Genomic DNA, 17,307 nt, shown 5'->3' with positions numbered 1-17,307 from the left:
CGCTCAGCGCCCCCGGGCCCAGGCGCCGAGCCGGCGCACCAGCTCGCGCTCCTGCGCGGCGATGCCCTCGAGCTGCTCGGCCAGCGGCGCGAACTCGGGGCGCGCCTGCCGGTCGCGGCACAGGCGCACGCTGGCCGAGGCGAAACGCCGCCAGTCGTCGCCGATGGCGGTCAGATGCACGGCCAGTTCACCGAGCCGGGCATCGCCGAGCAGCGCGCCGGACTCCTGCAAGAAGCTCGCGTACATGAAGCGGAAACCGGCACCGCCGGTGCCGATCTCTTCCTGCATTCGCACGATATGGGTGAGGTACAGGCGGTTGTACTTCATCTGCGCCGGATCCAGCCGGCGCACCTGGCCGGCAAGGTGGCGGATGCCACGGATGCCGATCCACGGCAGCGGCATGCCGTCGAGTATCCGCGTGGTGGACAGCACGCTCTGGCGGACCAGCCGGCTCCAGTCCTGCTCGACCGGCACATCTTCGAGCCAGTACAGCAGTCCACGGGCGGCCAGCGCGCCCTTGGCGAAGCGCGCCTTGTGCAGGTCGGCGGCGGCGCAGCGCACCGGTGCCTCGAACACCGGATCGCTGAGCAGGTAGTCGTCACCCTCGCGGCCGTAGGCCAGCAGGTTGTGGGCGTTGAAGTGGAAGCGCATCTCCGGCGGGAAGTACGGCAGCCAGAACACCGAGCTCTGCAGGCCGACCAGCCGGCCGGCGTCCAGCGCCGCATCCAGTGCCCGGCGCCCCTTGTCCTCGGAGCGGAAACGCTCGATGTGCAGGTGCGCGCCGAGGCGTTTGCTGAGGGTGCGGATGATGTGCTTGGGCGGCATGCGGTAGGCGATCAGCGGCATGCCGCCGAGCTTGACGATCGGCAGGTAGGCGAAGGCCAGCGCCGAGGACAGGCCGAAGGCCATCGGCTCGCTGAGCGGCAGGCCGGCATGACTGACCAGGCTGGCCATCACACCGCTTTCGCAGTGGGCGCCGTGGCGATGCTGGAAATCCTTCATGCGGGCAGCTCCTGCTGGTAGCGAATCAGTGCGTCCAGCTCGACGCCGAAGGCTTCGGCGTAGCGCGCCAGCAGCTTCGCCGGTAGGCGGCGATACACCGCGGGGCGGAAATGCCGGCGCAGGCGCCAGCGCCACAGGCCGACGATCTGTGCCAGCGCCGCCTCGTCGAGGCGGCTGCGATACATCAGCCAGGGTAGCGGCGACCGCCGCCCGGCGCGCCAGTCGGCCAGCGCGGCGGCGGCCTGCTCCTCCAGCTCCTGCACCGCCAGGCGGGTACAGAACGCCTCGGCCTCCCAGCCCTGGCTCGGCGCACCGCAGTAGCGTCCCTGCTCGTCCACCGCGTAGAGCAGCTTGTGGTGGCCGGCATGGGTGCCGCCGTCGTCTTGGGGAACCTCGTCGAGCTTCATCGCCGGCCTCAGACCACGGTCATGTGCAGGAAGGCGCTGGAGAAGCGCCCGCTTTCCGGCACATAGCCAAGGATGCGCTGGCCCTTCTGCAGGCGCCCGCTGTGGAACAGCTCGTCGAGCATGATGAAGAACGACGCCGCGCCGGTGTTGCCCTTGTCGGCCAGGTTGGTGAACCAGCGCTCCTCGGGAATCGCCAGGCCGGCCCGCTGCAGACCGGTAGCCAGGCGCTCGCGGAAGAACCCCGAGGAGTAGTGCGGCAGGAAATGGTCGATCGCCGCGGCGCTCAGGCCGCGGCGCGGCATGATCCGCTGCAGCGCCTCCTCGACGGTCAGCCGCACGATGTTGTCGTTGAGCAGCTTGACGTCCTGCTTGATCGCCATGACCGAGCGCCGCGCGCGGCCGGCGGCGTCGAAGCGGGTCCAGCCGACCAGTTCGTCGCCGTCCTTCTCCGCGCCGGCGTACATGCACGGCGGCATGCGGTCGGCGAACGACAGGATGTCGATCCAGTCCAGGCGCAGACTCGGCCCCTGCGGATTGGGCCGGCCCTCGAGCAGCACCGCGCCGGCGCCGTCGGAGAGCATCCAGCGCAGGAAGTCCTTCTCGAAGGCGATTTCCGGGCGGCGCTCCAGCTCGGCCACCCGGCCCTCCAGCTCGGCCTCGAAGTTGCCAGCGTGCATCAGCCCGGAGGCCAGTTCCGAACCGCAAGCCACCGCGTTGCCGGTCTCGCCGCTGCGCACGCTGAGCCAGGCGTACTTCAGCGCGCTGACGCCGCACAGACAGATGCCAGCTGTGGCCACCACCTCGGCGGGCGGGTGGCCCAGCTCGCCGTGCACCATCACCGCATGGTTGGGCATCAGTTGGTCGGGCGTCGAGGTGCCGGTCGCCAGGCACTGGATGTCGTCGAGGGCGAAACCGTCGCCGAGCAGGCCGCGTACTGCCGCGGCGGTCATCTGCGCATTGCTCATGCTCGGCCGGCCGCTGTGCGGATCGATGGCGTAATGGCGGCTGCGGATGCCGTTGCTGCGCAGCACCAGCTTGCGCGCCCGCGACGGCTTGCCGCCGACCAGGCCGAGACGCGCTTCCATCTCCTCGTTGCCCACCGGCTCGTGGGGCAGACAGGCGCTGATGCGGTTGATGTAGACGGGATTGGGCACGGGATCCTTCCTCTTAGATGGGGGTCACTCGCCGGAAGGTTCGGCGAAGTAGGCCTTTTCGCGCCTGATCCGCGCGCGCGTCAGCGGCGCGAGCAGCTTCTTCAGCAGTGCGGTGACCGGCACCACGCTGACGATCAGGCCGAGCAGAAAGACGATGTAGACGATCAGACCGACGCGCCGACGCTTGCTGTGCTGAGGACCGAGCGCCGCCAGCAGGGTGCCCCAGGCCTTGAAGCTGCGCGCACCGACCTTCTCGCTGGCGATCAGCTTCTCGTCGACGCGCACCGCGCCGAGGCCGCGCAGCATCGGTGCATCGATGGCACCGGGGCGCGCCAGGCGCTCGCCGATGGCCTCACCGAAGCGCTGCGCGGCGACGATCTCGACCTCGTCGATGCCCGCGCGCGGCACCCAGGCATAGGGCTTCTGGCGGCCGGTGAACATCCATAGCGGGGTGGCCAGAAAGCTCGCCGCGGTGCCGCAGGCGTCGGTCAGCACCACGTTGTCGACCAGCCGCGCGCCGAGCGCCGCCAGGCGCGCCTTGACTTTCTCCTGGGCCATCAGCCACATGTTGCGGCAGCCGATCAGCGTCACCACCGGAGTGCCCTGCAGCAGCCGCGCCGCCTCGGGCGTGGCGAGGAAACTGGTGATCGGCCGCGACGGCGAGAGGAACCACACCTGATAGGCAAGGATGACCAGGTCGTAGCGCTTCTCGGCATCCACCGCCAGCGGCTCGAGCGGCTCCGGGTGCATCAGCACGGTTTCCGGGAAGACGCTGAAAAAGGTGAGGAACGGCCAGGGAAAGGGATAAGGTTGCGCCGGGCGCACGGCCAGGAAGTCCACTTGTACATCGCCGCGCTGCAGCAGCGGCGCACACACAGACTGCACCAGGCGCTGCAACTGGCCGGTTTGCGAGAAGTGGATAACGAGAACCTGACGCATAGGGACAATGTGACTGCCAAAAGGGGAGCGATTATGCCACAGCGCTATCGTACAAAAAGAACGTGGGCCGCCTTGCTCACAGGCCTGACCCTGAGCCTGCTCGCCGAACACCATGTCGAGGCAGCAGATATCCTGGTGCAGATCGCCGAGCTTGCCCCCGGCGCCACCCTACACGTGGCACTGCAGGCAGCAGATGCGCCGACCTGGGAGCCAGCACTTCGCGTGGCCAGCGGTACCGGCGTAACGCTGCGACTGGTCGATGTGCCGCCAGGCCAGTATGCCCTCCAGCTGTTCGCCGATCACAATGGCAATGGCCAGCCAGACTTCAGCAGGCGCGGCATCCCTCAGGAACCTGTGGGCTTTTCCGGTAATCCGCCCCTGCTGCGTGGTAAACCGGCGCCGCGCCACTGCAGCTTCGTACATGGCGTAACCGATACCCAACTAAACATCGAGCTGCGCCAGGCGAGACACGCCCCTTCTTTCCGATAAGCCTCCCACCCGGCCCGCAGCTCCATGACAGCCGGCATTTGCCGGCTCCGACAGCGCTCGGCATAATGCCAACACTTTTTCTCAGGCCTCTCTGGTAGCCGCTGGCTGCCGTGCAAGGATGCCATCCCCCGTCAATGGAAGCCCTCGGGCTGGACAGAGTTGCCTTGATCCACTTCAACATCACCCAGTGGCGCGCCTGGGCGCCGGGACTCGCCGACGACAGCGCCTGGGCCGACTGGGCAGCCGCCCCGTACCTGCCAAGCGCCGCAGAGGCCCAGCCGGACGTCTCCTTCCTGCCGGCCATGCAGCGCCGCCGTCTCAGCCCGCTGGCGCGCATGGTGTTCAGCGTCGCCTGGCCGCTGGCCGGGGCGCGCGCGCCGCTGCCGCTGCTGTTCGTCTCGCGCCACGGCGAGACGCCGCGCACCTACGCCATCCTCGCCGACCTGGCGCGCGGCGAGCCGCTGTCGCCGACCCAGTTCAGCCTCTCGGTGCACAACGCGATCATCGGCCTGTGGTCGATCCTGCGCGGCGACACCAGCGAGATGAGCGCGCTGGCCGGCGAGGGCGACGGCCTCGAGCACGCCGCCCTCGAAGCCGCCGCGCTGCTCGCCGAAGGCGCGCCCGCGGTGCTGCTGGTGGTCGCCGAGGAAAGCCCGGCGCCGGCCTACGGGCCGTGGATCGACGACGTGCCCTTCTCCCACGCCCTGGCCCTGCTGCTCGAACCCGGCGACGCCTGGCGACTGAGCCTGGAGGCCGCCAGCGGCGCCGAACCGCACCCGCGGTGGCCGCCGGCCCTCGAACTGCTGCACTGCCTGCATGGCCAGGGCGCAGGATTCCGTCATTCATGGAAGAACCGTGCATGGACCTGGCAGCGCAAGCCCTGAAGCCGCGTCAGGACGCCTACTGGTGGCGCCTGCTGGCCACCGGTCTGTGCTTCGCCTTCTTCGGCGTGGCCAGCCTGCTGGTGCGCCTGACCGTGTTCCCACTGCTCGCCGCGCTGCCCGGCGATGCGGCACACCACCAGCGCCGTGCGCGCCTGGCGATCAACCGGCTGTTCCGCCTGTTCATCGGCTTCATGCGCGGCGTCGGCGTGTTCACCTTCAGCGTCGAGGGCGCCGAGCGACTCGGCCGCCCCGGGCAGATGATCATCGCCAACCACCCCTCGCTGATCGACGTGGTGGTGATGCTCGCCTTCATCCGCGACAGCAACTGCGTGGTCAAGCAGAGCCTCTTGGCCAATCCCTTCACCCGCAAGCCGATGCAGGCGGCGCGCTACATCGGCAACAGCGGCAGCCTGGACATGCTCGAGGAGGCGGCGCGGGTGCTGCAGGAGGGGCAGACGCTGATCGTGTTCCCCGAGGGCACCCGCACCACGCCCGGCCAGCCGCCGCAGTTTCACCGCGGCGCCGCGGCCATCGCCCTGCGCGGCGCACGGGTGCTGACCCCGGTGACCATCAGCGTCAGCCCCACGACCCTGACCAAGGCCGAGCCCTGGTACCGCATTCCGCACCGGCGCTTCCATTTCCAGCTGCGCGTCGGCGCCGATATCGACCCGCAGGCCTTCGCCGCCCTCGGCCCGGCGCCGCTGGCCTCGCGCAAACTCAACGACCATCTGCACCAGCACTTCACAAAGGAACTCGCCCTCGATGAGCACCCTGGAACTTGAACTGAAAAACCTGATCATCGACGCCCTGGGCCTGGAGGACATCACGCCCGAGGACATCGCCGACGATCAGCGCCTGTTCGGCGACGGCCTCGGCCTCGACTCGGTGGACGCCCTGGAGCTGGGCCTGGCCATCCAGAAGCGCTTCGGCATCAAGATCGACGCCGAATCCAAGGACGTGCGCAGCCACTTCGCCAGCGTCGCCAACCTGGCCAGCTACGTCAGCGCCCACCGCGCCGCCTGAGGAGAGACCGTGATGCAGAGCCGCGAAGACGTCTTCAACACCCTGCGCGAGGCGCTGGTCGAGCTGTTCGAGATCGAGCCCGAGCGCATCAGCCTCGACGCCAACCTGTACGAGGACCTGGAGATCGACAGCATCGACGCGGTCGACCTGATCGACCACATCAAGCGCCAGACCGGCAAGAAGATCGCCGCCGAGGAGTTCCGCGCGGTGCGCACCGTCGGCGATGTGGTCGAGGTGGTGGCGCGCCTGGTCGAGGCATGAGTCGACTGATCGGCCTGTGCCTGGCGCTGGCCGGCCTGGGCTACCCGTTCGCCGTCTACTACGGCATCGAACACCTGTCGCCGCGCGTCTTCGCCCTGCTGCTCGGCGCGCTGTGGCTGGCGCGCCTGCTGCTGCGCCCTGCGGCGCCCGGCAGCCGCTGGCAGGCGCTCGCCGCCCTGTTGTTCTGCGCCACGCTGGCGCTGGCCGACAGCGCGCTGCTGCTGCGCTGGTATCCGGTACTGATGAACGCGCTGCTGCTCGCCGTGTTCGGCCTCAGCCTGCGCTACGGTCCGCCGCTGATCGAACGCCTGGCGCGCCTGCGCAGCCCCGAGCTGCCGGCGGCGGCGATTCCCTACACCCGCCGGGTGACCCAGGTGTGGTGCGCCTTCTTCCTCGGCAACGGGCTGGTCGCCGCGCTGCTGACCCTGTGGGCGCCGCTGGCCTGGTGGACGCTGTACAACGGCCTGATCGCCTACCTGCTGATGGGCCTGCTGCTGGGCGGCGAATGGCTGCTGCGGCAACGAAAAATGCGAGAACCTGCATGAGCTGGATCGATCTTCAACGCCTGCTGCTGGATGGCCCGGCAGGCCCCGACTGCCTGGTCACCCGCGCTCCGGAGCTGGGCCGTGCCGCGTTGTGCCGCCAGGCCCTGGCCGTCGCCGGTGGCCTGCAGGCGCGCGGCGTGCGGCGCATCGCCGTGCATCTGGAGGACGCCGCCGAGCTGGCCGTCACCCTGCTCGGCGCCTGGCGCGCCGGGGTCGCCGTGCTGCTGCCGGCCGACCTGCAGACGCACAGCCGCCAGCGCCTGGAAGGCCAGGCCGAGCTGTGGCTGAGCGACCGGCCCGGCGACCTGCGCGTCGCCGACCTGTGCGGCACGCCGCTGGCGCCCGCCGCGCTCGACCCCGCCGCGCCCTGCCTGACCCTCTGCACCTCCGGCTCCAGCGGCGCGCCCAAGCTGATCGACAAGCAGCTGGCGCAGCTGGCCAACGAGGTGCGCGGCCTCGAGCAGCAGTGGGGCGCCGAACTGGGCGGCGCCTGCATGGTCGGCAGCGTGTCGACCCAGCACATCTACGGCCTGCTGTTCCGCGCGCTCTGGCCGCTGTGCGCCGGGCGGCCGTTCCTGCGCCGCCAGCTGGCGTTCCCCGAGGACCTGCAGCAGGCCAGCCTGGCCGAGGACAGTTTCGCCTGGGCGGCCAGCCCGGCGCTGCTCAAGCGCATGGCCGACAACCTCGACTGGCCGGCGCTGCGCCGGGTGCGTCGGGTGTTCTCCTCCGGCGGCCCGCTGCCGGCCGAGGCCGGCCAGTGGCTGGCCGAGCGGCTCGGCCAGTATCCGACGGAAATCTACGGCAGCTCGGAAACCGGCGGCATCGCCTGGCGCCAGGGCGGCCGCCTGTGGCAGCCGTTCGCCGGCACCGAGCTGGGCCAGGACGACCAGGGCGCGCTGAACATCCGTTCGCCGCTGCTGCCGGCCGGCCACTGCGAGCAGACCGCCGACCGCGTGCAGCTGCACGAAGACGGCCGCTTCGAGCTGCTCGGCCGCCTCGACCGCATCGTCAAGCTGGAGGAAAAGCGCATCTCCCTGCCGATGCTCGAGCAGGCGCTGGCCGAGCACCCGTGGGTCGCCGAGGCGCGCCTCGGGCTGATCGAGGACAACCGCGCCTACCTCGGCGCGCTGCTCGCGCTGAGCGCCGAGGGCCTGCACGCACTGCGCAACCAGGGGCGGCGCAGCCTGACCGAGACGCTGCGCCAGCATCTGGCCGGCTACTGCGAGGCGGTCGCCCTGCCGCGCCGCTGGCGGCTGGTGCGCCGGCTGCCGCTGAACAGCCAGGGCAAGCTGCCGCAGGCCGAGCTGCAGGCCCTGCTCGAAGGCCCGCGCCCGCTGCTGCCCGAGCTGCTCGGCCAGCGCGAGGACGCCGGCCAGTGGAGCCTGGAGCTGGAGGTGCCGGTCGATCTGGCGCACTTCAGCGGCCACTTCCCGCAGACCCCGGTGCTGCCCGGCGTGGTGCAGGTCGACTGGGCGCAGCAGCTGGCCCGCCAGGTGCTCGAACTGCCGCCGCTGTTCGCCGGCATGGAGGTGCTCAAGTTCCAGCAGCTGATCCGCCCCGGCGATCGCCTGCAGCTGACCCTGCGCTTCGACGCCGAGCGCGGCAAGCTGCACTTCGCCTTCCGCAACGGCGAGCTGGCCTGCTCGTCGGGCCGCATCCTGCTCGCCGGAGCGACCGATGCATAAGCCCTGCGCGGTGATCCCGGTGTACAACCACGAGCACGCCCTGCCCCAGGTGCTGGCCGCCCTGCGGGATGCCGGCCTGCCCTGCGTGCTGGTCGACGACGCCTCCAGCGCCGCCTGCGCCGCGGTGATGGACGCCCTGGCCATGCAGCCCGACGTGCATCTGCTGCGCCTTCCGGTCAACCAGGGCAAGGGCGGCGCGGTGATGGCCGGGTTGCGCGAGGCGGCGCGCCTGGGCTACAGCCATGCCCTGCAGGTCGACGCCGACGGCCAGCACGACCTCGCCGCCGTCGCGGCGTTCCTCGAACTGTCGCGCCGCGAGCCGCAGGCGCTGGTCTGCGGCTACCCGCAGTACGACGCCAGCGTGCCCAAGGGCCGCCTGTACGCCCGCTACCTGACCCACGTCTGGGTGTGGATCAACAGCCTGTCGCTGCAGATCCGCGACAGCATGTGCGGCTTTCGCGTCTACCCGCTGCCGGCCACCCTGGCGCTGATCGACTCGGTGCGTCTGGGCCGGCGCATGGACTTCGACCCGGAGATCCTTGTGCGCCTGGCCTGGCGCAACCAGCCGATGCGCTGGCTGCCGACCCGCGTGCACTACCCGCTGGACGGCCTGTCGCACTTCCGCCTGTGGCACGACAACGCGCTGATCTCGAAGATGCACGCCAAGCTGTTCTTCGGCATGCTGCTGCGCGCGCCGCTGATCCTCGCCCGCCGGTGGCGCGGATGACCCGCCAGCACTGGGCCGCCGAGCAGGAGCGCGGCAGCTTCCTGCTGATGCGCCTGACCGCCTGGGCGGCGCGCACCCTCGGCCGCCGCGCGCTGACGCCGCTGCTGTACCTGATCGTCGGCTACTTCTTCGTCTTCGGTCGCCGCGCCCGCCACAGCATCCGCGACTACCAGGACCATCTGGCGCGCTGCAGCGGCCGCGCCGAGCTGGCGTCGACGCTGCGCGCGCAGTTCCGCCAGTTCATGGCCTTCGCCGACGCCCTGCTCGACAAGCTCGACGTCTGGGGCGGGCGCCTCGGCCTGGCCGACATCGACATCGACGACCCCACCAACCTGCACGAGCAGCTGCAGGCGCCGCGCGGCCAGCTGCTGGTCGGCGCGCATCTGGGCAACCTCGAGGTGTGCCGGGCGCTGGCCGAGCTCGGCGGCCGGGTGCAGATGAACGTGCTGGTGCACACCCGCCACGCCGAACGCTTCAACCGCCTGCTTGGTGCTGCCGGCGCCAGCCAGCTGCGGCTGATCCAGGTCAGCGAGCTGGACACCGCGATCATGCTGCAACTGGCCGAGCGCCTGGAGCGCGGCGAATGGCTGGCGATCGCCGGCGACCGCATCCCCCTGCACGGCGGGCGCAGCGTCGCGGTCGACTTCCTCGGTGCCCGCGCCCTGCTGCCGCAGGGCCCCTGGCTGCTCGCCGGGCTGCTGCAGTGTCCGGTCAACCTGCTGTTCTGCATCAAGCGCGGCGGGCGCTACCGGGTCAGCTTCGAGCCCTTCGCGCAGAGCATCCGCTGGCAGCGCAGCAACCGCGAGGCGGTGCTCCAGGACTGCGCGCAGCGCTACGCCGAACGCCTGCAGCACTACTGCCTGCAGGCGCCGGAGCAATGGTTCAACTTCTACCCCTTCTGGAATACCCATGACGACCTACCAGCCTGAGCCGGTTATCTTCGGCGAACGTCCGCTGACCATCGAGCATGTCGTGGCCCTGGCGCAGCGCCAGGCGCGCGCCCACCTGCAGGACGACGCTGCCTTCCGCGCGCGCATCGCCCGCGGCGCGCAGTTCCTCGACACCCTGCTGGACCGGGAAGGCGGGATCTACGGCGTCACCACCGGCTACGGCGACTCCTGCGAGCGCGGCGTGCCGCTGGAGCAGGTCGAGGCGCTGCCGCACCACCTGTTCACCTTCCACGGCTGCGGCCTCGGCCGCCTGCTCGACGCGCCGGCCACCCGCGCGGTGCTGGCCACCCGCCTGCAGTCGCTGTGCCACGGCGTCTCCGGGGTGCGCGTCGAGCTGCTCGAGCGCCTGCAGCAGTTCCTCGACCACGACGTGCTGCCGCTGATCCCCGAGGAAGGCTCGGTCGGCGCCAGCGGCGACCTCACCCCGCTGTCCTACGTCGCCGCCGCGCTGGCCGGCGAGCGCGAGGTGCTCTACCGCGGCGAGCAGCGCAGCGCCGCCGAGGTGCACGCCGAGCTGGGCTGGCAGCCGCTGACCCTGCGTCCCAAGGAGGCGCTGGCGCTGATGAACGGCACCGCGGTGATGACCGGCCTGGCCTGCCTGGCCTGGACCCGCGCCGAGTACCTGCTCAGGCTGGCCACGCGCATCACCGCGCTCAACGTGGTGGCGCTGGAGGGCAACCCGGAGCACTTCGACGAGCGCCTGTTCCAGGTCAAGCCGCATCCGGGGCAGATGCAGGTGGCCGCGCGGATCCGCGAAGACCTCGCCATCGACGCGCCGACCGCGCCGCTGCACCGCCTGCAGGACCGCTACTCGCTGCGCTGCGCGCCGCACGTGCTCGGCGTGCTGGCCGACAGCCTGGGCCTGCTGCGCCAGTTCATCGAGACCGAGCTGAACAGCGCCAACGACAACCCGATCATCGACGCCGAGGCCGAGCGCGTGCTGCACGGCGGGCACTTCTACGGCGGGCACATCGCCTTCGCCATGGACAGCCTGAAGAACCTGGTCGGCAACGTCGCCGACCTGCTCGACCGCCAGCTCGCCCTGCTGGTCGACAGCCGCTACAACCACGGCCTGCCGAGCAACCTGTCCGGCGCGCCGGCGGCCACCGCGATGATCAACCACGGCTTCAAGGCGGTGCAGATCGGTGCCAGCGCCTGGACCGCCGAGGCGCTGAAGAACACGATGCCGGCCAGCGTGTTCTCGCGCTCCACCGAGTGCCACAACCAGGACAAGGTGAGCATGGGCACCATCGCCGCGCGCGACGCGCTGCGCAGCCTGGAGCTGGCCGAACAGGTCGCCGCCGCCACCCTGCTGGCCGCCAACCAGGGCGTCTGGCTGCGCCTGCAACAGGGCGCGCGCGCACTGCCGGCGCCGCTGCTGCAGATGCACGCGCAGCTGGCCGCCGACTTCCCGCCGGTGATCGAAGACCGCGCCCTCGACGGCGAACTGCGCCTGTGCCTGAGCCGCATCCGCGCCCGCCACTGGAGGCTGTATGCGTAGTCGCGGCGTGCTGCACACCGAGATCGAACTGCAGGTACCGTTCTTCGACGTCGACAGCATGGAGATCGTCTGGCACGGCCATTACGTCAAGTACTTCGAGGTCGCACGCTGCGCCCTGCTCGACCGCCTCGGGCACAACTATGTGCAGATGCGCGAGGCCGGCTACGGCTGGCCGGTGATCGACCTGCAGCTGCGCTACATCCGCAGCGCGCGCTTCGGCCAGACCATCCGCGTGCGCGCCGAGCTGGTCGAGTGGGAGAACCGCCTGAAGATCCACTACCTGATCAGCGACGCCGAAAGCGGCGAGCGGCTGACCCGCGGCAGCTCGGTGCAGGTGGCGGTGGAGATCGCCACGGGCGAGATGCAGCTGGTCTCGCCGCCGGCGCTGGTCGCCTGCGTGCAGCGGGCGCTCGAGGCATGAGGCGACTGCTGCGCGCGCTGCTCGCCGGCCTGGCGCTGCTGCCGGCGCTGGCCTGCGCCTTCGACCTGGCCGCGCTGCAGCAGCAGCTCGGCGCCCCCGCGGTGGTGCGCGGCCAGTTCGTTCAGGACAAGCACCTGCGCGCCCTGCCCCAGCCGCTGAGCAGCAGCGGCCGCTTCGTCCTCGCCCGCGAGCAGGGCCTGCTCTGGCTGCTCGAGCGGCCGCTGGCCCAGGACTACCGCATCGGCGCCGCCGGCATCGCCCGGCGCACGCCGCAGGGCTGGCAGGCGCAGGGCAGCCAGGCCCACGGCAGCCAGCAGCAGCGCCTGTTCCTCGCCGTGCTGCAGGGCGACAGCGAGGCCCTGCAGCGCGACTTCGCCCTCGACCTGCAGGGCCGGGCCGACGCCTGGCAGCTGCGCCTGACCCCGCGCAGCGCCCTGCTGCAGCAGATCTTCAGCCGCATCGAGATCCGCGGCGGCGCGCTGGTCGAGGAGATCGCCCTGTACGAGACCCAGGGCGACCACACCCGTCTGCGCCTGAGCGACAGCCAGACCGCCGCCGAGCTGAGCGATGCCGAGCGCCATGCCTTCGCCGACTGACACGCCCGCCCTGCCCGGACGCCTCGAACAGCGCCTGCCCTGGCTGTTCGCCGCGCTGCTGGCGCTGCTGCTGGCGCTGGCCGCCTGGCAGTGGCGGCACGGCGCGCCGCTCAGCGCCAGCCTGCTCGAGCTGCTGCCGGCCGGCAGCGGCGACGCGCTGCTGCAACAGGCCGAGCAGCGCGTGCAGGAGCCGCTCAACCGCGAGCTGATCGTGCTGCTGCAGCATCCCGACGAGGCCCGCGCCCAGGCGCTGGTCGCCGAGCTGGGCGCGGCCTGGCAGGCCAGCGGGCTGTTCCGCCAGGTGCAGTGGCAACTCGACGCCGACCTGCCGGCGCTGCGCCGGCAACTGCTCGACGGCCGCCTGGCGCTGCTGCCGGCCGCCGACCGCCGCCTGCTGCTCGAACAGCCCGAGGCGTTCGTCGCGCAGCGCGTGCAGGCGCTGTTCGATCCCTTCCAGGCGAGCGGCCTGCTCGCCGTCGAGCAGGACTGGTTCGGCCTCGCCGCGCGCATCCAGCAGGGCCTGCCCGGCGCCGGGCGGGTCCAGCCGGCGGCGGACGGCGGGCTGCTCGCCGAGCGGGACGGCAAGCGCTGGCGCCTGCTGCGCGCGCAGACCCGCAGCGACGCCTTCGACCTCGACCTGCCGCTGAACGTGGCCGCCCGGGTCGACGCCGCGCGCGCGCAGGTCGCGGCCGCCGGCGGCGAACTGCTGGCCGCCGGCGGCCTGCTGCACGCCGCCCACGGCCAGCAGCAGGCGCGCCGGGAAAGCGCCTGGCTCGGCGGCCTGGCCGCCGGCGGCGCGCTGCTGCTGACCCTGCTGCTGTTCCGCCGCCCGCGCGTGCTGCTGGCGCTGCTGCCGGCGCTGGTCGGCAGCCTCGCCGGGCTGAGCGCCTGCGTCGCCCTGTTCGGCCAGATCCACGTGCTGACCCTGGTGCTCGGCGCCAGCCTGATCGGGGTGACCATCGACTTCCCGCTGCACTACCTGTCGAAGAGCTGGAGCCTGCAGCCCTGGCGGCCCTGGCAGGCGCTGCGCGCCACCCTGCCGGGGCTGACCCTCGGCCTGCTGACCAACGCCATCGGCTACCTGGCGCTGGCGCTCACGCCCTTCCCGGCGCTCAGCCAGGTGGCGCTGTTCTCCAGCGTCGGCCTGCTCGGCGCCTGGCTGTGCACGGTGTGCCTGATGCCGGCGCTGCTCGGCAGCCAGCCGCTGCAGCCGTGGACGCCGCCGCTGCGCCTGGCCGAGCGCCTGCTCACCCTGCGCGCCGCGCTGCTGCAACGCCTGGCCACGCCCTGGCTGCTCGCCGCGCTGGGGCTGTTCTGCCTCGGCGGGCTGACCCAGCTGTCGCTCAAGGACGACCTGCGCCAGTGGGTCAGCAGCTCGCCGCAACTGCTCGGCGAGGCCCGCGCCATCGCCGCGATCACCGGCCTGCAGCCCACCAGCCAGTTCTTCCTGGTGCGCGCCGCCGACCAGGAGCAGCTGCTGCAGCGCCAGGCCGCGCTGGCCGAACGCCTCGACCGGCTGGTCGCCGCCGGCAAGCTGCACGGCTATCTGGCGCTCAGCCAGCTGCTCGCCCCGGCCGCCGAGCAGCAGCGCCTGCGCCAGGCGCTGCCGGCCCTGGCGGCGGCCGGCGCGCCGCTACAGGCGCTGGGCGTGCCGCCGGAGGCGCTGCAGGCCGAGCTGGCGCAACTGCAGGCGCTGCCCGCAGCGGACATCGAACAGGCGCTGGCCGGCCCGCTGGGCGAGCCGTGGCGACCACTGTGGCTGGGCGCCACGGCGGACGGCGTGGCGGCGCTGGTCAGCCTGCGCGGGCTGGGCGACAGCGCGGCGCTGGCGACGCAGGCCGCGGGCCTGCCCGGCGTGCAGCTGGTCGACCGCCCCGCCGAGCTGAACCGCCAGTTCGCCGCCACCCAGCGCAGCGCGGTGCAGCTCAAGCTGCTGGCCAGCCTGCTGATCTTCCTGCTGCTGTGCCTGCCGTTCGGCTGGCGCGGCGCGGCGCGGGTGCTCGCCATCTCGCTGCTCGCCGCGCTGGCGGCGCTGGCCTGCCTGGGCTGGCTCGGCCAGCCGCTGACCCTGTTCGCGCTGTTCGGCCTGCTGCTGGTCACCGCCATCGGCGTCGACTACGCGATCATCATGCGCGAGCGGGTCGGCGGCGCCGCCACCAGCCTGCTCGGCACCCTGCTGGCCGCCGTCACCACCTGGCTGTCGTTCGGCCTGCTGGCGCTGTCCGCTACGCCGGCGATCGCCAGCTTCGGCCTCACCGTCAGTCTCGGCCTGGTGTTCAGCTTCCTGCTGGCGCCCTGGGCCGCGCCGACCGCCACGGAGACCCAGGCATGACCGTCCTGCTCTGCTGGCTGGCGCTGCCGCTGCTGTACGCCGGCGCCGCGCGCCTCGGCCGCGCGCTCGGTCTGCTGCCGATCGTCAGCCAGCTACTGCTGGCCTGCCTCGGCCTGCCGCTGCTGACGCTCTACGGACTGCCCGCCGACGGCGCGCTGAGCCAGGCCGCGCTGGTCGCTCCGGCCTGGCTGGAGCTGCTCTACGGCCTGTGCTTCGCGCTGCTGCTCGGCCACATCCTCGGCGACGTGATCGAGCTCGAGGTCAGCCTGCCGAGCCTGAAGATCGCTCTGCCGAGCTTCCTGGTGCCGTTCCTCTGCGGCCTGGCCAGCGCCATCTGGCTGCTGGCGCTGGACGGCTGGCTGGCGCGCCTCGCCCTCGGCCTGCTGTTCGCCCTCAGCGCCATCCCGATCCTGCACCTCTACCTGCGCAGCATCGGCTATGCCGCGGACGCCAGCCGGCGCCTGCTGCAGAGCGCGATCCTCATCGACCTGGCCTGCTGGGGACTGTTCGCCCTGGCCCAGGGCGGCGGCCGCCCGCTGATGCTGCTGCTCACCCTGCTCGCCGCCCTGCTGCCGCTGGCGCTGCACCGCTGCGGCCTGCGCCGCCCGCTGGGCTACAGCCTGCCGTTCTTCGCCCTGATGCTGGCGTTCCAGCAACTGGGCGGCAACGCCCTGCTGTTCGGCATCGGCTACCTGCTGTGCCTGGCCCGGCTGGGCCTGCCGCTGCAGCTGCCGCTACGTCCGGCGCACTGGCAGTGGCTGCAGCAGTACCTGGCGATCCCGCTGCTGCTCAGCTACGGCATCCTCCAGGTCGATTTCCAGCAGGCCGTCGCCGGCTACTCGGCCAGCCATCTGCTGGCGCTGGTGCTGCTGCCGATCGTCAGCAAGCTGGCCGGCAACTGGCTGGGCCTGCGCTGGGCCGGCGGCCCGGGCGACGTCGCCGGCAAGTGGCGCGAGAGCCTGCTGCTGAACATCCGCGGGCTGACCGAAATCGTCTTTCTCAACCTGCTGCTGGCACAGCAGGTCATCTCGCCGGCGGTGTATTTCGCCCTGCTGCTGATGAGCCTGGTTTCCACCCTGCTGCCGGCCATTCCCGGCATCGCCCCCCGCTGCATAAGACAACCTCAGGCAAGGAGCCCCTATGGCGCTGCATGAACTGCAACAACGTCAAGTCGTGATCATCGGTGCCGGCCCCTCCGGCGCCATCGCCGGCGCGCTGCTCAAGCGTAAGGGCCACGACGTGCTGATCCTGGAGCGCCAGCGCTTCCCGCGCTTCTCCATCGGCGAGAGCCTGCTGTCGCATTGCCTGGACTTCATCGAGGAGGCCGGGATGCTCGAGGCGGTGCAGGCCGCCGGCTTCCAGGTCAAGCACGGCGCGGCCTTCGGCTGCGACGAGCGCTACACCGAGTTCGACTTCCGCGACAAGTTCACCGCCGGCCACGGCAGCACCTTCCAGGTGCAGCGCGCCACCTTCGACAAGCTGCTGGCCGACCAGGCCGAACTGCAGGGCGTGGAGATCCGCTACGAGGAGGAGCTGATCGCCGCCGACTTCGCCGGCGCCCGCCCGCAGCTGCAGGTGCGCCGCGCCGACGGCAGCGAGTACGCCATCGACTGCGCCTTCGTCCTCGACGCCAGCGGCTACGGCCGGGTGCTGCCGCGCCTGCTCGATCTGGAGGCGCCGTCTTGCTTCCCGGTGCGCCGGGCGGTGTTCACCCACATCGAGGACCGCATCGACGATCCGCGCTTCGACCGCGAGAAGATCCTCATCACCACCCACCCCGAGCTACGCGACGTCTGGTACTGGACCATCCCGTTCAGCAACGGCCGCTGCTCGCTGGGCGTAGTCGCCGCCGCCGAGCGCTACGAGGGCCGCCCGGTGGATCTCGACGCCTGCCTCAAGGAGTTCGTCGGCGAGGCGCCAAACCTCCGGCGCATCCTCAAGAACGCCGTGTGGGACACCCCGGCGCGGCTGATCGACGGCTACTCGGCCAACGTCAAGGCCCTGCACGGTCCGGGCTTCGCCCTGCTCGGCAACGCCGCCGAGTTCCTCGACCCGGTGTTCTCCTCCGGGGTGACCATCGCCATGCGCTCGTCGAGCATGGCCGCCGCCCTGCTGCACCGTCAGCTCGGCGGCGAGACGGTGGACTGGGAAGCCGAGTTCGCCGTGCTGCTCAAGCGCGGCGTGGACACCTTCCGCACCTATGTCGAGGGCTGGTACGACGGCAGCTTCCAGGACGTCATCTACTACGAGAAGGCCCAGCCAGAGATCCGCCGGATGGTCTGCTCGATCCTCGCCGGCTACGCCTGGGACCAGAACAATCCCTACGTTGCCGAATCCCGCCGCCGCCTCGGCGTGCTGGCGCAGATCTGTGCGCCGGCCTGACCCCGCCCG

Annotated in this window: 19 protein-coding genes; 15 read left to right on the top strand and 4 right to left on the bottom strand. The window is 71.4% G+C overall.

What is annotated here, in order from left to right; genetic code table 11:
• Positions 1 to 3 precede the first annotated feature (3 nt).
• The 4 genes from BLU22_RS08090 to BLU22_RS08075 are packed head-to-tail and all read right to left on the bottom strand — an operon-like array spanning position 4 to position 3,403.
• A complete protein-coding gene (locus tag BLU22_RS08090) occupies positions 4 to 1,002 on the bottom strand; it encodes a BtrH N-terminal domain-containing protein (RefSeq protein WP_090213502.1) in 999 nt (332 codons plus the stop codon).
• Positions 999 to 1,409 carry a hypothetical protein gene (locus tag BLU22_RS08085; RefSeq protein ID WP_090213500.1) on the bottom strand — a complete coding sequence of 137 codons (411 nt, stop codon included), beginning with the start codon at positions 1,407 to 1,409 and terminating at the stop codon, positions 999 to 1,001. The genes BLU22_RS08090 and BLU22_RS08085 overlap by 4 nt, the downstream gene beginning before the upstream one ends.
• Positions 1,410 to 1,417: 8 nt before the next feature.
• Positions 1,418 to 2,563 carry a beta-ketoacyl-ACP synthase III gene (locus BLU22_RS08080; protein ID WP_090213499.1) on the bottom strand — a complete coding sequence of 382 codons (1,146 nt, stop codon included), beginning with the start codon at positions 2,561 to 2,563 and terminating at the stop codon, positions 1,418 to 1,420.
• Between the two features lie 24 nt (positions 2,564 to 2,587).
• The gene (locus tag BLU22_RS08075; RefSeq protein WP_231975223.1) at positions 2,588 to 3,403 is read right to left on the bottom strand and encodes a dialkylrecorsinol condensing enzyme; all 816 of its coding nucleotides are present in this window, start codon (positions 3,401 to 3,403) and stop codon (positions 2,588 to 2,590) included.
• On the opposite strand from BLU22_RS08075, the gene BLU22_RS08070 reads away from it, so the two are divergent.
• The 15 genes from BLU22_RS08070 to BLU22_RS08000 all read left to right on the top strand — a co-directional run bounded on the left by BLU22_RS08070 (position 3,404) and on the right by BLU22_RS08000 (position 17,298).
• A complete protein-coding gene (locus tag BLU22_RS08070; RefSeq protein ID WP_231975222.1) occupies positions 3,404 to 3,991 on the top strand; it encodes a DUF2141 domain-containing protein in 588 nt (195 codons plus the stop codon). It abuts the gene before it with no gap.
• A gap of 134 nt (positions 3,992 to 4,125) precedes the next feature.
• Positions 4,126 to 4,875 carry a beta-ketoacyl synthase chain length factor gene (locus BLU22_RS08065; protein WP_090213494.1) on the top strand — a complete coding sequence of 250 codons (750 nt, stop codon included), beginning with the start codon at positions 4,126 to 4,128 and terminating at the stop codon, positions 4,873 to 4,875.
• On the top strand, positions 4,851 to 5,657 hold the full coding sequence (locus BLU22_RS08060; protein ID WP_090213492.1) for a lysophospholipid acyltransferase family protein: 807 nt from the start codon (positions 4,851 to 4,853) through the stop codon (positions 5,655 to 5,657). Before BLU22_RS08065 ends, BLU22_RS08060 begins: the two co-directional genes overlap by 25 nt.
• The gene (locus BLU22_RS08055; RefSeq protein WP_090213491.1) at positions 5,638 to 5,898 is read left to right on the top strand and encodes a phosphopantetheine-binding protein; all 261 of its coding nucleotides are present in this window, start codon (positions 5,638 to 5,640) and stop codon (positions 5,896 to 5,898) included. Before BLU22_RS08060 ends, BLU22_RS08055 begins: the two co-directional genes overlap by 20 nt.
• Before the next feature lie 12 nt (positions 5,899 to 5,910).
• Positions 5,911 to 6,159, top strand: a complete 249-nt coding sequence (locus BLU22_RS08050) for an acyl carrier protein (protein ID WP_090213490.1) — start codon at positions 5,911 to 5,913, stop codon at positions 6,157 to 6,159.
• Complete coding sequence (locus BLU22_RS08045) at positions 6,156 to 6,704, top strand: COG4648 family protein (RefSeq protein WP_090213489.1); 549 nt, start codon at positions 6,156 to 6,158, stop codon at positions 6,702 to 6,704. Before BLU22_RS08050 ends, BLU22_RS08045 begins: the two co-directional genes overlap by 4 nt.
• Positions 6,701 to 8,389, top strand: a complete 1,689-nt coding sequence (locus BLU22_RS08040; RefSeq protein ID WP_090213487.1) for an acyl-CoA synthetase family protein — start codon at positions 6,701 to 6,703, stop codon at positions 8,387 to 8,389. The genes BLU22_RS08045 and BLU22_RS08040 overlap by 4 nt, the downstream gene beginning before the upstream one ends.
• Positions 8,382 to 9,116: a glycosyltransferase family 2 protein gene (locus BLU22_RS08035; protein ID WP_090213486.1), complete on the top strand. Its 735-nt coding sequence runs from the start codon at positions 8,382 to 8,384 to the stop codon at positions 9,114 to 9,116. Before BLU22_RS08040 ends, BLU22_RS08035 begins: the two co-directional genes overlap by 8 nt.
• A complete protein-coding gene (locus tag BLU22_RS08030; protein ID WP_090213484.1) occupies positions 9,113 to 10,045 on the top strand; it encodes an LpxL/LpxP family acyltransferase in 933 nt (310 codons plus the stop codon). The genes BLU22_RS08035 and BLU22_RS08030 overlap by 4 nt, the downstream gene beginning before the upstream one ends.
• Positions 10,026 to 11,567, top strand: coding sequence for an HAL/PAL/TAL family ammonia-lyase (locus BLU22_RS08025; RefSeq protein ID WP_090213482.1), 1,542 nt, complete (start codon positions 10,026 to 10,028; stop codon positions 11,565 to 11,567). The genes BLU22_RS08030 and BLU22_RS08025 overlap by 20 nt, the downstream gene beginning before the upstream one ends.
• Positions 11,560 to 11,988, top strand: a complete 429-nt coding sequence (locus BLU22_RS08020; RefSeq protein WP_090213481.1) for an acyl-CoA thioesterase — start codon at positions 11,560 to 11,562, stop codon at positions 11,986 to 11,988. Before BLU22_RS08025 ends, BLU22_RS08020 begins: the two co-directional genes overlap by 8 nt.
• Positions 11,985 to 12,584, top strand: coding sequence for an outer membrane lipoprotein carrier protein LolA (locus BLU22_RS08015; protein ID WP_090213479.1), 600 nt, complete (start codon positions 11,985 to 11,987; stop codon positions 12,582 to 12,584). The genes BLU22_RS08020 and BLU22_RS08015 overlap by 4 nt, the downstream gene beginning before the upstream one ends.
• On the top strand, positions 12,568 to 14,916 hold the full coding sequence (locus BLU22_RS08010; protein WP_090216328.1) for an MMPL family transporter: 2,349 nt from the start codon (positions 12,568 to 12,570) through the stop codon (positions 14,914 to 14,916). Before BLU22_RS08015 ends, BLU22_RS08010 begins: the two co-directional genes overlap by 17 nt.
• Positions 14,913 to 16,070, top strand: coding sequence for a cation:proton antiporter (locus BLU22_RS08005; RefSeq protein WP_090213478.1), 1,158 nt, complete (start codon positions 14,913 to 14,915; stop codon positions 16,068 to 16,070). Before BLU22_RS08010 ends, BLU22_RS08005 begins: the two co-directional genes overlap by 4 nt.
• The gene (locus tag BLU22_RS08000) at positions 16,057 to 17,298 is read left to right on the top strand and encodes an NAD(P)/FAD-dependent oxidoreductase (RefSeq protein ID WP_090213476.1); all 1,242 of its coding nucleotides are present in this window, start codon (positions 16,057 to 16,059) and stop codon (positions 17,296 to 17,298) included. The genes BLU22_RS08005 and BLU22_RS08000 overlap by 14 nt, the downstream gene beginning before the upstream one ends.
• The last annotated feature ends 9 nt before the right edge of the window (positions 17,299 to 17,307 follow it).

The organism is Pseudomonas guangdongensis, from assembly GCF_900105885.1.
In the GTDB taxonomy this organism is placed as follows: domain Bacteria; phylum Pseudomonadota; class Gammaproteobacteria; order Pseudomonadales; family Pseudomonadaceae; genus Geopseudomonas; species Geopseudomonas guangdongensis.
Note: the sequence above shows the minus strand (reverse complement) of the source record. Positions and strands in the feature narration are given on the sequence as shown.